The 17,773-nt window shown below is 64.3% G+C and carries 20 protein-coding genes; 15 read left to right on the top strand and 5 right to left on the bottom strand.

Annotation, left to right across the window (positions count from 1 at the left end):
- The gene (nudC, locus tag SZ55_RS16220; RefSeq protein WP_044408276.1) at positions 1-834 is read left to right on the top strand and encodes an NAD(+) diphosphatase; all 834 of its coding nucleotides are present in this window, start codon (positions 1-3) and stop codon (positions 832-834) included.
- Here the strand turns inward: nudC and SZ55_RS16215 are convergent.
- Positions 811-1,587 carry a TSUP family transporter gene (locus tag SZ55_RS16215; RefSeq protein WP_044408273.1) on the bottom strand — a complete coding sequence of 259 codons (777 nt, stop codon included), beginning with the start codon at positions 1,585-1,587 and terminating at the stop codon, positions 811-813. The two genes, nudC and SZ55_RS16215, sit on opposite strands and share 24 nt — an antisense overlap.
- Before the next feature lie 99 nt (positions 1,588-1,686).
- On the opposite strand from SZ55_RS16215, the gene SZ55_RS16210 reads away from it, so the two are divergent.
- From SZ55_RS16210 to SZ55_RS16200, 3 genes are all read left to right on the top strand, one after another.
- Positions 1,687-2,337 (top strand): hypothetical protein, encoded by a 651-nt coding sequence (locus tag SZ55_RS16210; protein ID WP_044408270.1) that lies wholly within the window; start codon positions 1,687-1,689, stop codon positions 2,335-2,337.
- Positions 2,338-2,575: 238 nt separating this feature from the next.
- Positions 2,576-3,817, top strand: a complete 1,242-nt coding sequence (locus tag SZ55_RS16205) for a glutamine synthetase family protein (RefSeq protein ID WP_177329734.1) — start codon at positions 2,576-2,578, stop codon at positions 3,815-3,817.
- A 116-nt stretch (positions 3,818-3,933) separates the two neighbouring features.
- On the top strand, positions 3,934-5,247 hold the full coding sequence (locus SZ55_RS16200; protein WP_044408264.1) for an MFS transporter: 1,314 nt from the start codon (positions 3,934-3,936) through the stop codon (positions 5,245-5,247).
- Between the two features lie 18 nt (positions 5,248-5,265).
- Here the strand turns inward: SZ55_RS16200 and SZ55_RS16195 are convergent, their stop codons facing one another.
- The 4 genes from SZ55_RS16195 to flgA form a co-directional block, all read right to left on the bottom strand.
- Positions 5,266-6,015: a flagellar brake protein gene (locus SZ55_RS16195; protein ID WP_044408261.1), complete on the bottom strand. Its 750-nt coding sequence runs from the start codon at positions 6,013-6,015 to the stop codon at positions 5,266-5,268.
- 83 nt (positions 6,016-6,098) lie between these two features.
- Positions 6,099-6,566 (bottom strand): flagella synthesis protein FlgN, encoded by a 468-nt coding sequence (locus SZ55_RS16190; protein ID WP_044408259.1) that lies wholly within the window; start codon positions 6,564-6,566, stop codon positions 6,099-6,101.
- A gap of 49 nt (positions 6,567-6,615) precedes the next feature.
- Positions 6,616-6,951, bottom strand: coding sequence for a flagellar biosynthesis anti-sigma factor FlgM (flgM, locus tag SZ55_RS16185; RefSeq protein WP_044408256.1), 336 nt, complete (start codon positions 6,949-6,951; stop codon positions 6,616-6,618).
- A gap of 156 nt (positions 6,952-7,107) precedes the next feature.
- Positions 7,108-7,869: a flagellar basal body P-ring formation chaperone FlgA gene (gene flgA, locus SZ55_RS27520; RefSeq protein ID WP_082078256.1), complete on the bottom strand. Its 762-nt coding sequence runs from the start codon at positions 7,867-7,869 to the stop codon at positions 7,108-7,110.
- An 80-nt stretch (positions 7,870-7,949) separates the two neighbouring features.
- Here flgA and SZ55_RS16175 point away from each other — a divergent pair, with 80 nt between their 5' ends.
- From SZ55_RS16175 to flgJ, 11 genes are all read left to right on the top strand, one after another.
- On the top strand, positions 7,950-8,882 hold the full coding sequence (locus tag SZ55_RS16175) for a chemotaxis protein CheV (RefSeq protein ID WP_044408250.1): 933 nt from the start codon (positions 7,950-7,952) through the stop codon (positions 8,880-8,882).
- 44 nt (positions 8,883-8,926) lie between these two features.
- The gene (cheR, locus tag SZ55_RS16170) at positions 8,927-9,754 is read left to right on the top strand and encodes a protein-glutamate O-methyltransferase CheR (protein WP_044408248.1); all 828 of its coding nucleotides are present in this window, start codon (positions 8,927-8,929) and stop codon (positions 9,752-9,754) included.
- Between the two features lie 266 nt (positions 9,755-10,020).
- Positions 10,021-10,428: a flagellar basal body rod protein FlgB gene (gene flgB, locus SZ55_RS16165; RefSeq protein WP_044408245.1), complete on the top strand. Its 408-nt coding sequence runs from the start codon at positions 10,021-10,023 to the stop codon at positions 10,426-10,428.
- Between the two features lie 11 nt (positions 10,429-10,439).
- Entirely contained in the window at positions 10,440-10,892 is a 453-nt protein-coding gene (gene flgC / locus SZ55_RS16160; RefSeq protein WP_044408242.1) for a flagellar basal body rod protein FlgC, read from the top strand.
- Positions 10,893-10,912: 20 nt separating this feature from the next.
- A complete protein-coding gene (gene flgD / locus SZ55_RS16155) occupies positions 10,913-11,590 on the top strand; it encodes a flagellar hook assembly protein FlgD (protein ID WP_044408239.1) in 678 nt (225 codons plus the stop codon).
- A 33-nt stretch (positions 11,591-11,623) separates the two neighbouring features.
- Positions 11,624-12,937, top strand: a complete 1,314-nt coding sequence (gene flgE, locus SZ55_RS16150; protein WP_044408236.1) for a flagellar hook protein FlgE — start codon at positions 11,624-11,626, stop codon at positions 12,935-12,937.
- Between the two features lie 218 nt (positions 12,938-13,155).
- Positions 13,156-13,896: a flagellar basal body rod protein FlgF gene (locus SZ55_RS16145; protein WP_044408233.1), complete on the top strand. Its 741-nt coding sequence runs from the start codon at positions 13,156-13,158 to the stop codon at positions 13,894-13,896.
- A gap of 46 nt (positions 13,897-13,942) precedes the next feature.
- Complete coding sequence (flgG, locus tag SZ55_RS16140) at positions 13,943-14,728, top strand: flagellar basal-body rod protein FlgG (RefSeq protein WP_044408230.1); 786 nt, start codon at positions 13,943-13,945, stop codon at positions 14,726-14,728.
- 19 nt (positions 14,729-14,747) lie between these two features.
- A complete protein-coding gene (flgH, locus tag SZ55_RS16135; RefSeq protein ID WP_044408227.1) occupies positions 14,748-15,461 on the top strand; it encodes a flagellar basal body L-ring protein FlgH in 714 nt (237 codons plus the stop codon).
- Between the two features lie 14 nt (positions 15,462-15,475).
- Positions 15,476-16,576 carry a flagellar basal body P-ring protein FlgI gene (locus SZ55_RS16130; RefSeq protein ID WP_044408224.1) on the top strand — a complete coding sequence of 367 codons (1,101 nt, stop codon included), beginning with the start codon at positions 15,476-15,478 and terminating at the stop codon, positions 16,574-16,576.
- A 10-nt stretch (positions 16,577-16,586) separates the two neighbouring features.
- Positions 16,587-17,765 carry a flagellar assembly peptidoglycan hydrolase FlgJ gene (flgJ, locus tag SZ55_RS16125; protein WP_044408222.1) on the top strand — a complete coding sequence of 393 codons (1,179 nt, stop codon included), beginning with the start codon at positions 16,587-16,589 and terminating at the stop codon, positions 17,763-17,765.
- The last annotated feature ends 8 nt before the right edge of the window (positions 17,766-17,773 follow it).

The following is a 17,773-nucleotide window of genomic DNA, read 5'->3' as shown; positions in this document are numbered from 1 at the left end:
ATGGCCGATCCGCGCTGGCGTTCGAGCTTTCTGGATGCGGCCCGGCCGGGTGGCTGGGCGCTGGCGCACTGCCGCCAGACTTTCCTGGCGGACGGCAATGGCGTGCTGTTCCCCCGTGACTGGCTGAAGCGCCAGGACCTGCCCATCCTCGCCGAGCATGGCATCGGTCACTTCGGTGATGACGAAGTCTTTCTCCTCGAACTGGCGCGCCCCGCTGACGTACCCGGCGCAGCCTGGGTCGGCCTGCGCCAACTGATGATGCAAGGTGATGCCGAGACCTTCCGAATGCTGGGTTTTGCCACCCAGATCGGGACCTGGGCCGATCACCACCGCTTCTGCGGCAGCTGCGGCGCACGCATGGTCCAGGTGGCCAGCGAGCGAGCGATGCACTGCGAAAGCTGCGGTGTGCACCACTACCCGCGCCTGTCCCCCAGCATGATCGTGTTGGTGACCCGTGGTGATGAGCTGCTGCTGGCGCGCTCGCCGCGCTTTGTCAGCGGCGTCTACAGCACGCTGGCGGGCTTCGTCGAACCTGGCGAGACGGTGGAGGAGTGCGTGGCCCGCGAAGTGCGCGAGGAGGTTGGGGTCGAGATCGGCGAGCCTCGCTACATTGCCAGCCAGAACTGGCCGTTCCCGCACTCGTTGATGCTGGGCTACCACGCCGAATACCGCTCCGGTGAGATCGTCCCTCAACCGGGCGAAATCGAGGATGCGCGCTGGTTCTCCATCCATGCGCTGCCGCCACTGCCGGCCAGCAAGTCCATTGCCCGCTACCTCATCGACCTCTACGTGGCGCGCCGCCTGGGCTTGTCAGAACCAGTGCTGCCAGGCTAGCCGCGCAGTCAGCGCCAGTACCACGCAGATGAACACCGGGCGGATCAGCTTCGCCCCGCCGCTGATGGCGGTGCGGGCGCCGAAGAAGGCGCCGGCCATCAGCGCCAGCCCCATGCAGATACCCAATACCCACGCCACCTGGCCGCCGATGATGAACACCGCCAGCGCCACGCCGTTGCTGACGAAGTTCATGGTGCGCGCCACGCCGCTGGCCCGCACCAGGTCGAGTGGGTAGAGCAGCAGGCTGCTCACGGTCCAGAAGGCCCCTGTGCCGGGGCCGGCAACACCGTCGTAGAAGCCCAGGCCCAGCCCCTGGGGCCATTGCCGGCCACGGGGGATGGCCGCATCGGCGGCGTGCTGCACATCGGGGGTGCGGCCGAACAACAGGTACAGGCCGCAGCCGAACACCACGGCCGGCAGCATCTGGTTGAGCCAATGCGCCGGCAGCCAGTGGGCGATGATCGCGCCAAGGGCTGCACCCACCGCCGTGGCCAGCAGGGCATTCTTCCAGCGGCTCGGCTCGAACAGCTTGCGTCGGTAGAAGGTGTAGCTGGCGGTAGCGGAGCCGAAGGTGGCGCAGAGCTTGTTGGTGCCCAGCACCAGGTGTGGCGGCAGGCCGGCCGTGAGCAGCGCCGGAATGGTCAACAGGCCGCCACCGCCCGCAATGGCGTCGATGAAACCGGCCAGGAACGCGACGCCGGCGAGCACCAGCAGAGTGGCCGGATCAACCGCGAGTTCGATGGGGAAGGGCATAAATGCTCGATCTGTGGCGGACTGCGCAGCGCGGCAACTGGTCGCTGCGTCGGGAGGTGCGCATAATGCCGGCTCTTTTGTGGAGAAGGAAAGGGTTCCATGCAGTATGACGGCCTGGCCTGGGGCATTGCCCTGCTGGCCCTGCTCGCGGTCGTGGTGGCCGCACGCATCCTGTTCGACCGCAGCTGGTTCCTCGGCTGGCTACGCGGCACCGTGGGCCTTGCCTTCGTCGCCTTGGCCGCCCTGGTGGGGACGGTTGCCTGGGACCTGACCCGCTACGACCACCTGGACGCCAGCAAGCCCATCGTGACGCTCAGCTTCAAGGCGCTCGGGCCCCAGCGCTACGAGGTGATGCTGCTGGAGGGCGGTCGCGAGCGCAGCGTGCTGCTGGACGGCGACCTGTGGCAACTGGATGCCCGGCTGCTGCACCTGAAGGGGTTGGCGCGCCTGATCGGCCTGCAGTCCGGCTACCGCCTGGAGAAGCTGTCAGGCCGCTTCCTCGCCATCGAGGACCAGCAGCTGGCGCAACACCCCGAGGCGACGCTGGCCAGCAGCCCGTACGGCATCGACCTGTGGCGCTGGCTGCGGGTGGGGCAGCACGACCTCTTCCTGTTCGATGCCCAGGCGCAGCGCGTCACCTTCCTGCCGATGGCGGATGGGGCAGTCTACGCCGTCAACCTATCCCCTACGGGGCTTCTGGCACAGCCGATGAACCAGTCAGCCACCCAGGCGCTCAAGGACTGGCGCTGACCTCGCCGCAGCCTCCATGCATCACCGAGCCCCCGCATCTGCGGGGGTTTTCATATGTGCTTGAAATATTGAACAGGTGATGAGTATTTTGTTCGCGCCGCTATTCGCAGCGGTCCATGTCTACAAGGAAAACAACATGAACACGGGAATCCCGGCCGAGCTGGCAGAGCGCCTGGCTGGAGTCGATGAGATCGAGTGCGTGACGCCTGACCTGAATGGCGTGATGCGGGGCAAGGTGATGACCGGCGAGGGCTTTCTCTCCGGGCGGCGTCTGCAGCTGGCGCGTGGCGTGCTGCTGCAGTGCATCATGGGCGGCTATCCGCCGGCACGCTTCTACGGCAGTGACGATGGTGACCTGGCCCTGGTGCCCGACCCCGGACAGGTCCATCGCCTGCCGTGGAGTGACAGCCCGCGTGCCCTGGCGATCTGCGATGCCCAGGAGCTGGATGGCCGCGCGTCGGGCCTGTCCACCCGTGGCTTGCTGCGCCGTGTGCTGGATCGCTATGCCGAGCGCGGCTGGTCGCCGGTGGTGGCCACCGAGCTGGAGTTCTTCGTGTTCGCGCCCAATCCCGATCCCCACCAGCCGTTCCAGCCACCGGTTGGGCTTGATGGTCGCCGCGAGGACGGTTGTTCGGCGTTCAGCGTGAGCTCCAACAGCGGCCTGCGCCCCTTCTTCGAGGAGGTCTACCGCTGCATGGCGCTGCTGGGGATGCCGCGTGACACCTTCATGCACGAGATGGGAGTCAGCCAGTTCGAGATCAATCTCCTGCATGGCGATGCGATGCTGCTGGCCGACCAGACCTTCCTGTTCAAGCACCTGCTGAAGGAGGTCGCCCTGAAACATGGGTTGACCGTGGTGTGCATGGCCAAGCCGCTGGCGCATACGCCGGGTAGCTCGATGCATATCCACCAGAGCGTGGTGTCCAGTGCGGATGGGCGGAACATCTTTTCCGAGGCGAATGGCGATCCGTCGCCGGCGTTCTATCACTTCATCGGGGGGCAGCAGGCGGCGATGGCGGATTTCACCGCCCTGTTCGCGCCCAACGTGAACTCCTACCAGCGCTTGTGCCACCCCTACGCGTCGCCGAACAATGCGTGCTGGTCCCACGACAACCGTGCCGCTGGGCTGCGTATCCCGGCCAGTGCGCCCGTTGCGCGGCGGGTGGAGAATCGCTTGCCGGGTGCGGACACCAACCCCTACCTGGCGATTGCCGCGAGCCTGGCGGCGGGGCTTCATGGCCTGGAGCAGGGGATCGAGCCGAGCCCACCGATCCAGGGGGAGTTCGAGGTGGCGGATTCTCTTTCGTTGCCCTGTACCTTGCATGCAGCCCTGGAGCGTCTGAAGCGCAGCGACCTGGCACGGGAACTGTTCGGGGAGGAGTTCATCGAAGGCTACATCGCCACCAAGACGATGGAGCTGGCGAGCTTTTTCGATCAGATCACGCCCTGGGAGCGTCGTGTTCTGGCAGCCCAGGCTTGATCCGGCAATGTAGAGTTCCAGCGTTCGACGGCCTATCTGCCAGGCCCTAGCATTACCCCTCATCGCGGGTCGCACTCAAGCGGCCCGCCCTTGCTCAAGGAGCGCATGGAAAGCCGATGGGTCGAGTCCTGAAGTCCTTCCGGGCCCTGTATTTCGCAACGTTGCTCATGCTGATCGGCTCCGGCCTGCTCAGTACCTACCTCGGCCTGCGCCTGGCGGCGGACAAGGTCGATGGCCTGTGGGTCGGTGCGCTGATGGCGGCCAACTACCTGGGCCTCATCATCGGCGGCAAGCTGGGACACCGGCTGATCGCCCGGGTCGGGCACATCCGTGCGTATGTCGCCTGTGCGGGGCTGGTGACGGCCGCCGTGCTGGGACACGGCCTGCTGAGCTGGGTGCCCGGCTGGCTGTTCCTGCGGATGCTGGTCGGCCTGGGGATGATGTGCCAGTACATGGTGATCGAGAGCTGGTTGACCGAGCAGGCGGAGCCTGGTCAGCGCGGCAAGGTGTTCGCCGGCTACATGGTGGCCTCCTACCTCGGCTTGGTGCTGGGGCAACTGGTGCTGGTGCTGCACCCCGGCCTTGGCCCGGAGCTGCTGATGCTGGTGGCGATGTGCTTTGCGCTGTGCCTGGTGCCGGTGGCGGTGACCCGCAAGATCCACCCGGCGCCTCTGCATCCGGCACCGCTGGAGCCACGCTTCTTCATACGGCGGGTGCCGCAGTCGATGACCACGGTGCTGGTATCGGGCCTGATGCTGGGTTCCTTCTACGGTCTGGCGCCCCTCTACGCCACGCGGCAGGGATTGACCACCGAGCAGGTCGGTCTCTTCATGGGCTGCTGCATCCTTGCGGGCTTGCTCGTGCAATGGCCTTTGGGCTGGCTGTCGGACCGTAACGACCGCGCCATGCTGATCCGTAGTGCGTCGGTGCTGCTGGTGCTGGCGGCCCTGCCGCTGGCGCTGATGCCCAGCGTGCCGATGGAGATGCTGTTCCCCATGGGCTTCCTGGTCTGCATGCTGCAATTCACGCTCTACCCGCTGGCGGTGGCCTTCTCCAATGACCACATCGAGGCGGAGCGCCGGGTGTCGCTGACGGCGATGTTGCTGATCACCTTCGGGGTGGGCGCGAGCATCGGCCCGCTGCTGACCGGCGCGTTGATGAAGCAGCTGGGGCCGAACATGTTCTATGCGTTCGTCAGTGTCTGCGCGTTGATCCTGGTGGTGCGTGTGCGTCCCGACAAGGTCACCGGCCTGCACCGGGTGGACGAGGCTCCGTTGCAGCACGTGGCAACACCGGAAGTCAGCTCGCCGCTGGTGGCTGCGCTTGATCCTCGCGTGGATGAGCAGGTGGTGCAGGAACAGATGGGAGGTGAGGCCTTCACGCCTCCGCCCCCGTCTCCAGACGAGCCGGAGGCGCCTCGCCCGAGCTGAATGCCGGGCGAGGGGCGACTAGAACAGGTCGTCCTTGTCGAAGCGCCGGGCTTCGCGTTGGAGCTGGTAGACGAAACGCTCCACGAGGCGTTGCTCGGGGCCGTTCATGCGGTAGAAGCGAACGCCCGCCAGGGTGATGTTCAGCTTGTCGTTGTAGCTGAGGTGGCGTAGCTCAACGGGGGTGAGCAAGGTGCCGAATGGCAGGCGAGCGCTGAAGCGCTCGTAGACCTGGCCTGTCTGCAGCTGTTGGGTGGCGTCACCGGCGAAGCGCAACTTGCAGCCGGTGGCGGAAATATCCAGCATCTCGCCGTTGATCCCGGCGGGCAGTCGGTCTCCGGCCAGCTCGATGGGGACGGGTTGCCCCTTCAGCAAGGGCGCGCGGAAGGCGTTGCGGCGTTGGTGGTAAGTGACTTCTTCCGGCAGGGGGCACCAGTAGCAGGGGGCTCCCTGATGCTCGCCTACCTGCACGGGCTGGCGGCATTCCCAGGCGATTCTGACGCCATCATGGAAGCCTTCCACGCGAAAGTACTCCCCCGCACGAATGAATCGTTCGCCGTCGTTGGGAACCATCTCGTCAAGGGCGATGCGTTTGCGATCCTTGTCGACGTCCACCAGGAAGCTTTGGAAGCGCTGGCTGCGCTCATGGAAGGTGACGACCAGGGGGTCATGGCTTTGCAGCAGGAGGCGAAGATTGGCCTGGATCTCCACAGGTGCCTTCAACACCTTGGGGGGTTGTGGGCCATCATCTTCGTTGAATGCGTTGGACACGGTCCAGGTCTCTCCAAACACATGGGGCTCGGGGCGCCAGCATACTGGCAATGTGCCCCGATGTCCTGGCGCTTCTTATTGTTTCAGGCCTGGCTGAGCGGGCGCTGTCGCGGGATTTTAGCGGCGCCCCCCCGGCTGTCATAGAGGCTGGGGGTTTCCTGGCCGCGGAGGATGGCCAGGGTGTTGTCGACACTGGTCTGGCTGGCGCGAATCAGGCGGCCGTTGCGCAGGTTGCCCGCCTGGCACTGTTCAAGTACATCGCTCAGCGTTGCACTGCGTGCCAGCAGGTCGGCTCCGACCGGGGAGCGTTCGGCCAGGGCGGCCAGTCCGGCGCGATCGACACTCAGTCCGAGCGCCTGCAACGCGTCGGCGCGAAGGCGGCCGTGCTGGTCGAGGAGGGCGAGCAGGGGTTGCTTGTCCGAAAGGATCTGCTCGAGTTGCGGCAGGTCACGTTCGGTCAGTGCCTTGAATTCGTTATCGATCAGCTCAAGCAGGCGCTGTGCGTGGTCGATATCGTGGTTGAGCAGGTCTAGCAGTTCGGTGTCGTGCATTTCGGGCTCTGGGGATCGGGCGTCCAACATCCCCAGCGCTGCCCTTGGACTAGCGCTGGGATTCGAAGTCGAGCAACTTGCTCGCCACGCGTTGGCTGTCTACCTGGTAGGTGCCGTTGGCGATGGCTTGCTTGATCTTGTCGACCCGCTCCCGATCGACGGTAGGCAGGTCGCGCAGCTTGTCGGTGACCTTCTGCAGTTGCTGGGCATCGCTGCTCAGTTGCACGTTTTCACCGCTACGGGGGGACGTGGCAGCCGGCTCGCTGGTGGTCTGGCTGGCGCTGGTCTGGTTGGCGGTAACGCCTTCGTTCTTGCCGGCGTTGCCGGTACGTCCCGCGCTGGCGGGCGTGTTGGCATTATTGAGCCGGTTGAAGTCGATGACCATGATGCAGAACCTCTGGGTGTTATGGACGCTTACCGACCTTATCGACCAGGCCCAAACTAACTTTAGGGCAACTTCCGAAAAAATTCCCGGGTGCGGTGTGGCGCTGGAAAAACGGCACTCTACACGAATTGACTACGTGCCATACAAGAGTCGTGCCTACATGGCGACTTCCACTTGCCCAGGGCCGGTTACGCGGGCTTTGACCACGCGTTTGGAGTTGAGGTTGCGTACGCGTATCTGGTCACCTATGGCCCCTGCGGAAAGTGCCTCGCCCGGCATCTTGACCTGGACGGTGGAACTTCCGGCACTGATTACCACCTGATCACCCTTGTGGACTACCTCGGCCATTTCAACGTGGGTCGGCGTCAGGATCTGATCGACCAGGACGGGGCGTGTGAGCTTGTAGCCTTCCGCTTGGGAAGGCGCCGTAAGGTAGCCCTGGGAGAGCAGCCCCACATCACGTTCGACCAGGTTGTAATCGCGGGAGGACAGTTCTTCCCCTTTGCGCATCGGGCGCGCTGCGACTATTACATTGCGGAACAGCCGGACCTGGGCAGGGACGAAGACCGACCAAGGGGTGCTGCCTTCGCAGCGAACCTTGACCGTCACCCGTCCGACCGGCTGTGCCGGGCTCTCCAGGCTGACCGTCAAATCCCTGTCGCAAGTGGCGAGGCGCAGGCGTGGGTCCAATCGGCTCACCTGGATCTCGTAGCGTCCCTCGATGCCGCTATTCTGGAGATATTCCTCTACCTTGAACTCAAGAAACCCTTCGGTGGAGCCGATAAGGACTTCGGGCGGCGTGAGTCCTTCTGCCTGTGCGCCGTTGTGGCTCAGGCAGAACAAAACGGGTAAAAAGGCCCATGACCGGTGGCGGCGATGTGCTATCAAGTGTCGGAAAAGCGTCGTTATCGGATTCATGCAATTCAAAAAAGCAAGGCTCGTGCCGCCTGCTAATCTATGGCGAAGCGTCCTGAAGCTCAAAAGGGGAGAGTCCTGGCATGGCCGGTGTATTGGATTCGGTTAACCAGCGTACGCAACTGGTGGGGCAGAACCGCCTGGAGTTGCTGTTGTTCCGGCTGGATGGACCCCAGCTCTACGGGATCAACGTGTTCAAGGTGAAGGAGGTGCTCCAGTGCCCCAAGCTCACCATCATGCCCAAGTCCAGCCCGGTGGTTCGGGGCGTGGCGAATATCCGCGGGGGGACCATCCCCATCCTCGACCTGTCCATGGCGACGGGGCGCAGGCCGCTGAGTGATCTCAAGAACAGCTTCGTGATCATCACGGAGTACAACAGCAAGGTTCAGGGGTTCCTGGTGCGCTCGGTGGAGCGAATCATCAACATGAACTGGGAAGAAATCCATCCGCCACCCAAGGGCACCGGGCGTGAGCACTACCTGACCGCGGTCACGCGCGTCGACAAGAACCTGGTCGAGATCATCGACGTGGAGAAAATCCTCGCCGAAGTCGCGCCGACCTCGGAGGTCATTTCCGAAGGCGTGATCGATCACGAGACCCAGGCCAGCGCCGTTACCAAGCGCGTGCTGATCGTCGATGACTCGTCTGTGGCGCGCAAGCAGCTGGTCCGCTGCCTGGAGACGGTCGGGGTGGAGGTGGTCTCGTTGAACGATGGCCGCCAGGCGTACAACTACCTGCATGACCTGGTCGAGCAGGGCAAGGCGCCGGAGAAAGAACTCCTGATGATCATTTCCGACATCGAGATGCCGGAGATGGACGGCTACACCCTGACGGCGGAGATCCGTGGCGATCCGAGAATGCAGAAGCTGCACATCCTCCTGCATACTTCGCTCTCCGGCGTATTCAACCAGGCGATGGTGAAGAAAGTTGGCGCGGATGACTTCCTCGCCAAGTTCCGACCTGACGAGCTGGCTTCGAGGGTGATCGAGCGGATCAGGATTGCGGACGGGGCGTGAGGGGGATTCCTTCCCCAGGTACAGATATGAATGAGGCGGCCCTAGTGTCTTCAGGTAACTTGGATTTCGAGCAGTTCCGGACTTTCCTGGAAAAAACCTGCGGCATATTGCTGGGAAGCAATAAGCAGTACCTGGTTTCCAGCCGTCTGAACAAGCTGATGGAACAGAACGGCATCAAGACGCTGAGCGAGCTGGTTCAGAAGATCCAGAACGCCCCGCGCAGCGGCCTGCGAGAGCAGGTCGTGGATGCGATGACCACCAACGAAACGCTCTGGTTCCGGGATACCTACCCCTTCGAAGTGCTCAAGGGCCGCATCCTGCCCGAGCTGATCAAGGCCAACCCGAACCAGCCCCTGCGGATCTGGTCGGCGGCGAGTTCCTCCGGGCAGGAGCCGTTCTCCATCTCCATGGCCATCGACGAGTTCGAGCGGACCAACCTGGGACAGCTCAAGGCCGGTGTGCGCATCGTCGCCACCGACCTGTCCACGGCGATGCTCGCGGCCTGCCGTGCTGGTGAATATGACAGCCTGGCCATGGGACGTGGCTTGTCCCAGGAGCGGCTCACCCGCTTCTTCGACCCGAAGGGGCCGGGACGCTGGGTGGTCAAGCCGGCGATTCGCAATCGCGTGGAATTCCGTGCCCTGAACCTGCTGGACAGCTACGCCTCCCTCGGCAAGTTCGACATCGTGTTCTGCCGCAACGTGCTGATCTACTTCTCCGCCGATGTGAAGAAGGACATCCTCACCCGCATCCACGCGACCCTGAAACCCGGTGGTTACCTGTTCCTCGGGGCCTCCGAGGCGCTGAACGGCCTGCCGGACCTCTACCAGATGGTCCAGTGCAACCCGGGCATCATCTACAAGGTGAAGTGACCGGTGGTGATCCTGAAAGGAGGCGCAAGCCTCCTTTTTTGTGCCTGCCATTCGGTCGTGCCGCGTTTTGCCGCTGGGCGGCAATCGCCTCTGCCGCCTTGCCACCCTGGCCTTGGCAAAGCGGCAAGCCCTTACCGCTGATCTCCGTGCTGTCGTCCTGAATTCATCTCAACCCTTTGTTTTAAAAGGATTTTAAAAATTGGCACAGCCCTTGCTAAATGTCCGGCAGACAAACCGTCATTGCCGCACGGCAAAGGTTGGAAGAGATGAGCATCAGTTTCGAAAGCGCCCTTGGCATCCACGAGTCGGCCCTGCGGTTCCGCACCCAGCGTGCCGAAGTGCTGGCCAACAACATCGCCAACGCCGACACGCCCAACTACAAGGCGCGTGACCTGGACTTCTCCTCCGTGCTCGCCGAGCAGGCGGAGAAGGCTTCCAAGGGCACCTTCCAGGCCACGCTGACCAACGCGCGCCATATCGCGGCCGAAGGCACCGGCATGCTGGATGAGTCCCTCAAGTACCGCACCCCGTTCCAGCCTTCGATCGACCAGAACACCGTCGACCTGCAGCAGGAGCAGGCCAGCTACACCGAGAACTCCGTGCAGTTCCAGGCCAGCTTCACCCTGCTCAACAGCAAGTTCAAAGGGCTCGTCAACGCGCTGCGTGGCGAGTAAGGAGAGCGATCATGTCCCTGTCCAGCGTCTTCAACATTGCCGGCACCGGCATGAGTGCCCAGAGCACCCGGCTGAACACCGTCTCCAGCAACATCGCCAACGCTGAGACCGTGTCCTCCAGCATCGACAAGACCTACCGCGCCCGCCACCCGGTGTTCGCCACCATGTACCAGAGCCAGCTCAACGGCCAGGGCAGCGACCAGGGTTCCCTGTTCGCCCCCGAAGACGAGTCCGGTCGTGGCGTTCAGGTGCTGGGCGTGGTCGAAGACCAGAGCGCGCTGGTGCCGCGCTACGAGCCGAACCATCCCGCCGCCAACGCGGACGGCTACGTTTACTACCCCAACGTCAACGTGGTCGAGGAAATGGCGGACATGATCTCCGCCAGCCGAGCCTTCCAGACCAACGTCGAAATGATGAACACCGCCAAGCAGATGATGCAGCGCGTGCTGACCCTGGGTCAGTGAGTGCGTGAGGGAGCGACAAGATGAGCGTTGACGTAGGCGCCACCACCAGTTCTTCGGTACTGGATCAATACAAGCTCAAGGAAACCACCAAGTCGAAGGAGCTGGGCAAGGACCAGTTCCTCCAGTTGCTGGTGGCACAGATGAACAACCAGAACCCGCTGGACCCGCAGACCAACAGCGAGTTCGTGGCGCAGCTTGCCCAGTTCAGTACCGTCGAAGGCCTGGACAACCTGAACAAGAGCGTCAACACCATCCTCTCCAGCACCCAGTCTTCCCAGGCGCTGCAGGCGTCCTCCCTGGTCGGGCGCAAGGTCATGGTCCCCTCCAGCAAGGCCGTGGTCGATCCTGCCGAAGGGCTCACCGGCACCGTCAGCCTCACCAGTTCCACGTCCAACCTCTACGTCAACGTGCTGGACGAGAAGGGCAACACCGTCAACCGCGTCAACCTGGGTGCACAGAAGGCCGGTGCGGTCAGCTTCACCTGGGATGGCAAGGACTCCAGCGGCAACGCCGTTGCCAAGGGCACCTACACCTTCAAGGCCGAGGCCGGGGTCGATGGCAAGACAGTCGCCATGGGCACCGTCCTCCCGGCCAACGTCGACAGCGTCACCCTGGGCCAGAACGGCGGGGAAATGACGCTCAACCTCGCAGGGCTCGGCAGCATCGCGCTTTCCAAGGTCCAGGTCATCGGTAAGTAATCGTCGACGCTGTCGGCGCAACAGGAGCATCCCATGTCGTTCAACATCGGCCTCAGCGGCATCCGCGCCGCCTCCAGTGACCTCAACATCACTGGCAACAACATCGCCAACGCCGGGACCGTGGGCTTCAAGCAGTCCCGTGGTGAGTTCCAGGACCTGTACTCGGCGTCTGTGCTGGGCTCCGGCAGCAAGACCATCGGCAGCGGCGTGCTGCTGGCCAACGTCGCCCAGCTCTACAACCAGGGCACCATCGACTACACCGAAAACGCCCTCGACCTGGCCATCAACGGCAACGGTTTCTTCGTCACCAGCAACAACGGCGCCGTCAGCTACACCCGTGCCGGCTACTTCGGTACCGACAAGAACGGCTTCATCGTCGACAACAACGGCTACCGTCTCCAGGGTTACACGGTAGATGCCAGTGGTGCGCTGCAAAGCGGTGTGGTGGGTGATCTCACCATCAAGACCAACAACCAGCAGCCCAAGGCCACCGCCACCATCACCCAGCCGTTCAACCTGAACTCCAGCAACACCCCGCCGACGGTGTCGCCGTTCAACCCGGCCGACCCGAAGAGCTACAACTCTTCGACCTCGGTCAACATCTATGACTCCCAGGGCAACCCCCACGTCATGACCCAGTACTTCGTCAAATCGGCCACACCGGCGAACACCTGGACCATGAACGTGCTGATCGATGGCCGTAACCCCACCAACCCGGCCTCCACCACGCCCATGAGCACGCCGGTGGGCTTCACCACCTCCGGCCAGCTGGACACCTCCACCTTCGCCAACACCGGCGGCTTCGCCGTCAACGCCGACGGCACCCTGGGCATCAACGGCTGGGTGCCGGCCGTGTCCAACGGCGCCACCCCGCCGGTGTGGAGTGCCAACGGTGCCGCTGCCGCCCCGAGCATCACCTTCGATATCCGCGGCTCCACCCAGTTCTCCAGTGCCTTCGCTGTTGCCAGCGTGGCCCAGGATGGCTACACCACCGGCCAGCTGGCCGGTCTGCAGATCGATGACAAGGGCATGATCTACGCCCGCTACACCAACGGTCAGACCCAGCTCCAGGGCCAGGTCGTCCTGGCGAACTTCGCCAACGTCCAGGGCCTGACCCCGGTGGGCAAGACCTCCTGGGTCGAATCCTCCGAATCCGGTGCGCCGGTGATCGGCACCCCGCGTGCCGGCACCCTGGGGGCTCTCCAGTCCGGTGCCCTGGAGTCCTCCAACGTGGACATCTCCACCGAGCTGGTCGACCTGATCGTGGCGCAGCGCAACTACCAGGCCAACGCCAAGACCATCGAGACCGAGAACGCGGTGACCCAGACCATCATCAACCTGCGTTGAGTGAGTGGCCGCCGCCCGTCAAAAGGGTGGCGGCGACCTTGCCGCTGGCGGCATCCCCTCGCCGCCACGGCATTCCAAGGCCTCCATGTGAGGCCTTTTTCTTTTTGATTTTTCCTTATTCGTCAATGAGTTGTCTCGATTTTTGCGGGCCTGGCACAGCAATTGCTATAGACCCTGCAAAGCAATGCGGGCGTCAAAAGCCCACCTTGGAGACCTCCATGGACAAGATGCTCTACATCTCCATGACCGGTGCCAGCCAGAACACCCTGGCCCAGCGCGCTCATGCCAACAACCTGGCGAACGTATCCACCACCGGGTTCCGTCGCGACTTCGAACAGGCGCGTTCCATGCCCGTGTTCGGCGACACCTTCCCGGCGCGCGTGTTCGCCATGAGCGAACGTCCCGGGACCGACTTCACCCCCGGTGCCCTGCAGGAGACCGGGCGCGACATGGACATCGCCATCGGCGGGGAGGGCTGGATCGTCGTGCAGGCGCCGGACGGCAGCGAAGGCTACGTGCGCACCGCCAGCCTCCAGGTGGACGCCAACGGCCAACTGCGAGCCGGCAATGGGTTGCCGGTTATCGGCAACGCCGGGCTGATCGCCATTCCGCCGGAGCAGAAGGTGGAGATCGGTTCCGACGGCACCATCAGCATCCGCGCCCTGGGCGAGGCCCCCAACGTGATGGCCGAGGTGGACCGCATCAAGCTGGTCAACCCCGATCCCAAGCAGCTGGAGAAGGGCCTCGATGGCCTGATCCACACCAAGAACAAACAGCCGGCGGACGTGGATGGCACGGTCAAGCTCACCTCGGGCTTCCTCGAGGCGAGCAACGTCAATGCCGTCGAGGAGATGACTGCGATCCTCTCCCTGTCCCGTCAATTCGAACTGCACGTGAAGATGATGCGCACCGCTGAGGACGACGCCGCGGCGATGGCACGGGTCATGCAGCTCAGCTAACAACCAGTACGCGGCGCCATGACTTCGGCGCCCGAGGAGAATGACGATGATTCCGGCACTTTGGGTCAGCAAGACGGGTTTGGCGGCTCAGGACATGAACCTGACCACCATCTCCAACAACCTGGCCAACGTCTCCACCACCGGCTTCAAGCGCGACCGCGCCGAATTCCAGGACCTGCTCTACCAGATCCGCCGCCAGCCCGGCGCCCAGAGCACCCAGGACAGCCAACTGCCCAGCGGCCTGCAGTTGGGTACCGGTGTGCGCATCGCCGGCACCCAGAAGATCTTCACCCAGGGCAGCCTGCAGACCACCGAGCAGCCGCTGGACCTGGCCATCAATGGGCGCGGCTTCTTTCAGATCCTCATGCCGGACGGCACCGTCTCCTACACCCGCGACGGCAGCTTCCACCTGAACTCCGACGGGCAGATCGTCACCAGCCAGGGCTACCCCCTGGAGCCGGCCATCGTCCTGCCCGCCCAGGTCCAGACCTTCACCGTCGGCGAGGACGGCACCGCCTCGGTGACCACCTTCGGCAACCCCACGCCCCAGGTGATCGGCAACATCCAGACCGCCGACTTCGTCAACTACGGCGGCCTGCAGGCCATCGGCAACAACCTGTTCCTGGAGACCGCCGCCAGCGGTGCGCCGCAGGTCGGCACCCCGGGCCTCACCGGCCTCGGCAACGTCCTGCAGAACACCCTGGAGAACTCCAACGTCAGCGTGGTGGAGGAGCTGGTGGACATGATTACCACCCAGCGTGCCTACGAGATGAACTCCAAGGTCATCTCCACCGCCGACTCCATGCTCGGCTACATCTCGCAGAACCTGTAACGCCCCGAGGTAAGTTGTCATGAACCGGCTGCTCATCATCGCCCCGTTGCTCGCCACCCAGCTCCTCGCTGGGTGCGTCGCGCCGCCGCCCAAGCCGAACGACCCGTACTACGCGCCGGTGCTGCCCCGCACCCCAATGCCGGCCGCGCAGAACAACGGCGCCATCTACCAGCCCGGGTTCGAGACCAACCTCTACAACGACCGCAAGGCCTACCGCGTGGGTGACATCATCACCATCACCCTCAACGAGCGGACCCAGGCCAGCAAGAACGCCAACTCGCAGATCCAGAAGAACAGCAAGGCCAACATCGGCCTGACCTCCCTGTTCGGCGGCGGCGTCTCGATCAGCAACCCCAGCACCAAGCTGAACCCCCTGGAAGCCGAAGACCTCACGCTGTCCGCCGGCTACAACGGCACCCGTGACGCCAACGGCACCTCCAAGGTAGGGCAGAGCAACAGCCTGACCGGTTCCATCACCGTCACGGTCTCCGAGGTGATGCCCAACGGCATCCTCGCAGTACGCGGCGAGAAGTGGCTGACCCTGAACACCGGCGACGAACTGGTGCGCATCGCCGGCCTGGTGCGTGCGGACGACATCGGCACCGACAACACCGTGTCTTCCACCCGCGTGGCCGACGCCCGTATCACCTACTCGGGCACCGGCGCCTTCGCCGACGCCAGCCAGCCGGGCTGGTTCGACCGCTTCTTCATGAGCCCGCTGTGGCCGTTCTGAGCAGGTAGCGCGACATGAAACGATTCACCGCAGCCCTTTGCCTGTTGCTTGCCAGCACCCTCGCTCATGCCGAGCGGCTGAAGGACCTGGCCAGTATTCAGGGCGTGCGTAACAACCAGCTGATCGGCTACGGCCTGGTGGTGGGCCTCAACGGCACCGGCGACCAGACCACCCAGACGCCCTTCACCCTGCAGACCTTCAACAACATGCTGGCCCAGTTCGGCATCAAGGTGCCGGCGGGTTCGGGCAACGTGCAGCTGAAGAACGTCGCCGCCGTCTCCATCCATGCCGACCTGCCGCCCTTCGCCAAGCCCGGCCAGACCCTGGACGTGACCATCTCCTCCATCGGCAACGCCAAGAGCCTGCGCGGCGGCAGCCTGCTGATGACCCCGCTGAAGGGCATCGACGGCAACGTCTACGCCATCGCCCAGGGCAACCTGGTGGTGGGGGGCTTCGACGCCCAGGGCAGCGACGGCTCCAAGATCACCGTCAACGTCCCGTCGTCCGGCCGGATTCCCGCCGGTGCCACTGTCGAGCGCCCGGTGCCGAGCGGCTTCGATCAGGGCAATACCCTGACTCTGAACCTCAACCGCCCGGACTTCACCACCGCCAAGAACATCGTCGACAAGCTCAACGAACTGCTTGGCCCAGGCGTTGCCCAGGCCATCGACGGCGGTTCGGTACGGGTCAGCGCCCCGCTGGATCCGAACCAGCGCGTGGACTACCTCTCGGTGATCGAGAACCTGGAAATCGAATCCGGCAAGGCCGTGGCCAAGGTCATCATCAACTCGCGCACCGGCACCATCGTCATCGGCCAGGACGTGCGCGTGCAGCCGGCCGCCGTCACCCACGGCAGCCTCACCGTCACCATCACCGAAGACCCCATCGTCAGCCAGCCGGGCGCCTTGTCCGGCGGGCAGACGGCCGTCGTACCGCGTTCCAAGGTCAAGGCCGACCAGGAGGCGAAGCCGATGTTCAAGTTCGCTCCCGGTACCTCGCTGGACGAGATCGTCCGCGCGGTCAACCAGGTGGGGGCGTCTCCTTCCGACCTGATGGCCATCCTCGAGGCGCTCAAGCAAGCCGGCGCTCTCCAGGCTGACCTGATCGTGATCTGAGGTAGCGATCATGGACTCCAGGCTCACTACGGGCCTCGCCACGCGCGGGGCCATCGACTCCGGTGCCTTCACCGACCTGAACCGCATGGCCCAGTTCAAGGTGGGCAAGGGGCGCGACGGCGAGGAAAACGTCAAGAAGGTCGCCCAGGAGTTCGAGTCGCTGTTCGTCAACGAGATGCTGAAGTCCATGCGTGCCGCCGGCGACGTCTTCGCCGAAGGCAACTTCCTCAACAGCAACGAGAGCAAGACCTACCGCGACATGTACGACCAGCAGCTTGCGGTCACCATCTCCAAGGGCCACGGCATCGGCCTGGCCGATGTGCTGACCCGCCAGTTGAGCAAGACCAAGTCCACCGGCAAGGCCAACCCCTTCGCCCAGGTGGCCGAGACCGCCGGAGCCCAGTGGCCGCAGAAGGGCAGCAGCCCGGTGGCTGCGCCGGAGGCGGGCCGGGACGATTCCAAACTGCTGGCCCAGCGCCGTATCAGCCTGCCCAGCCGCTTCACCGACCGCCTGCTGGCCGGCATCGTGCCGCCTGCGGGGGCCGCAGACAGCAAGCAGGCCCTGGCCGGCTCCGATTGGCTACCGGCCAAGTCCTATGGCGCGCCCGAGCGCGGCGTGGCCTCGGTGGACGGCGACAACGCCGTGATCGGCCGGCGCATTGCCCAGCCGCCGCTGGCGCCGGGCAAGCCCGCGTTCAGCTCGCCGCAGGAATTCATCGACACCATGATGCCCATGGCCCAGGAAGCGGCGAAGAGCATCGGCGTCGACCCGCGCTTCCTGGTGGCCCAGGCTGCACTGGAGACCGGCTGGGGCAAATCCATCATCCGCCAGCAGGACGGCAGCAGCAGCCACAACCTGTTCGGCATCAAGTCCCACGGTTGGGACGGCCAGTCGGCCCGCGCCGTGACCACCGAATACAAGGACGGCGAAGCCGTCAAGGAAGCGGCCTCGTTCCGCGCCTACGACTCGTACCGGCAGAGCTTCCGTGACTACGTGAGCTTCCTGCAGGGAAATGACCGTTACCAGGACGCACTGGCCGTGACCGACAAACCCGAGCGCTTCGTGCGCGAACTGCAGCAGGCCGGCTACGCCACCGACCCGCAGTACGCCCGCAAGGTCACGCAGATCGCGCGCCAGATGCAGACTTACCAGGCCGTCGCATCGGTCGGTTCGGTGCCCAACTCATGAGGATGAGC

Origin of the sequence: Pseudomonas sp. FeS53a (assembly GCF_000931385.1) — a bacterium.
GTDB lineage: Bacteria > Pseudomonadota > Gammaproteobacteria > Pseudomonadales > Pseudomonadaceae > Metapseudomonas > Metapseudomonas otitidis.
The sequence above is the reverse complement of the archived record's forward strand: the minus strand, read 5'-3'. Positions and strand labels throughout refer to the sequence as shown.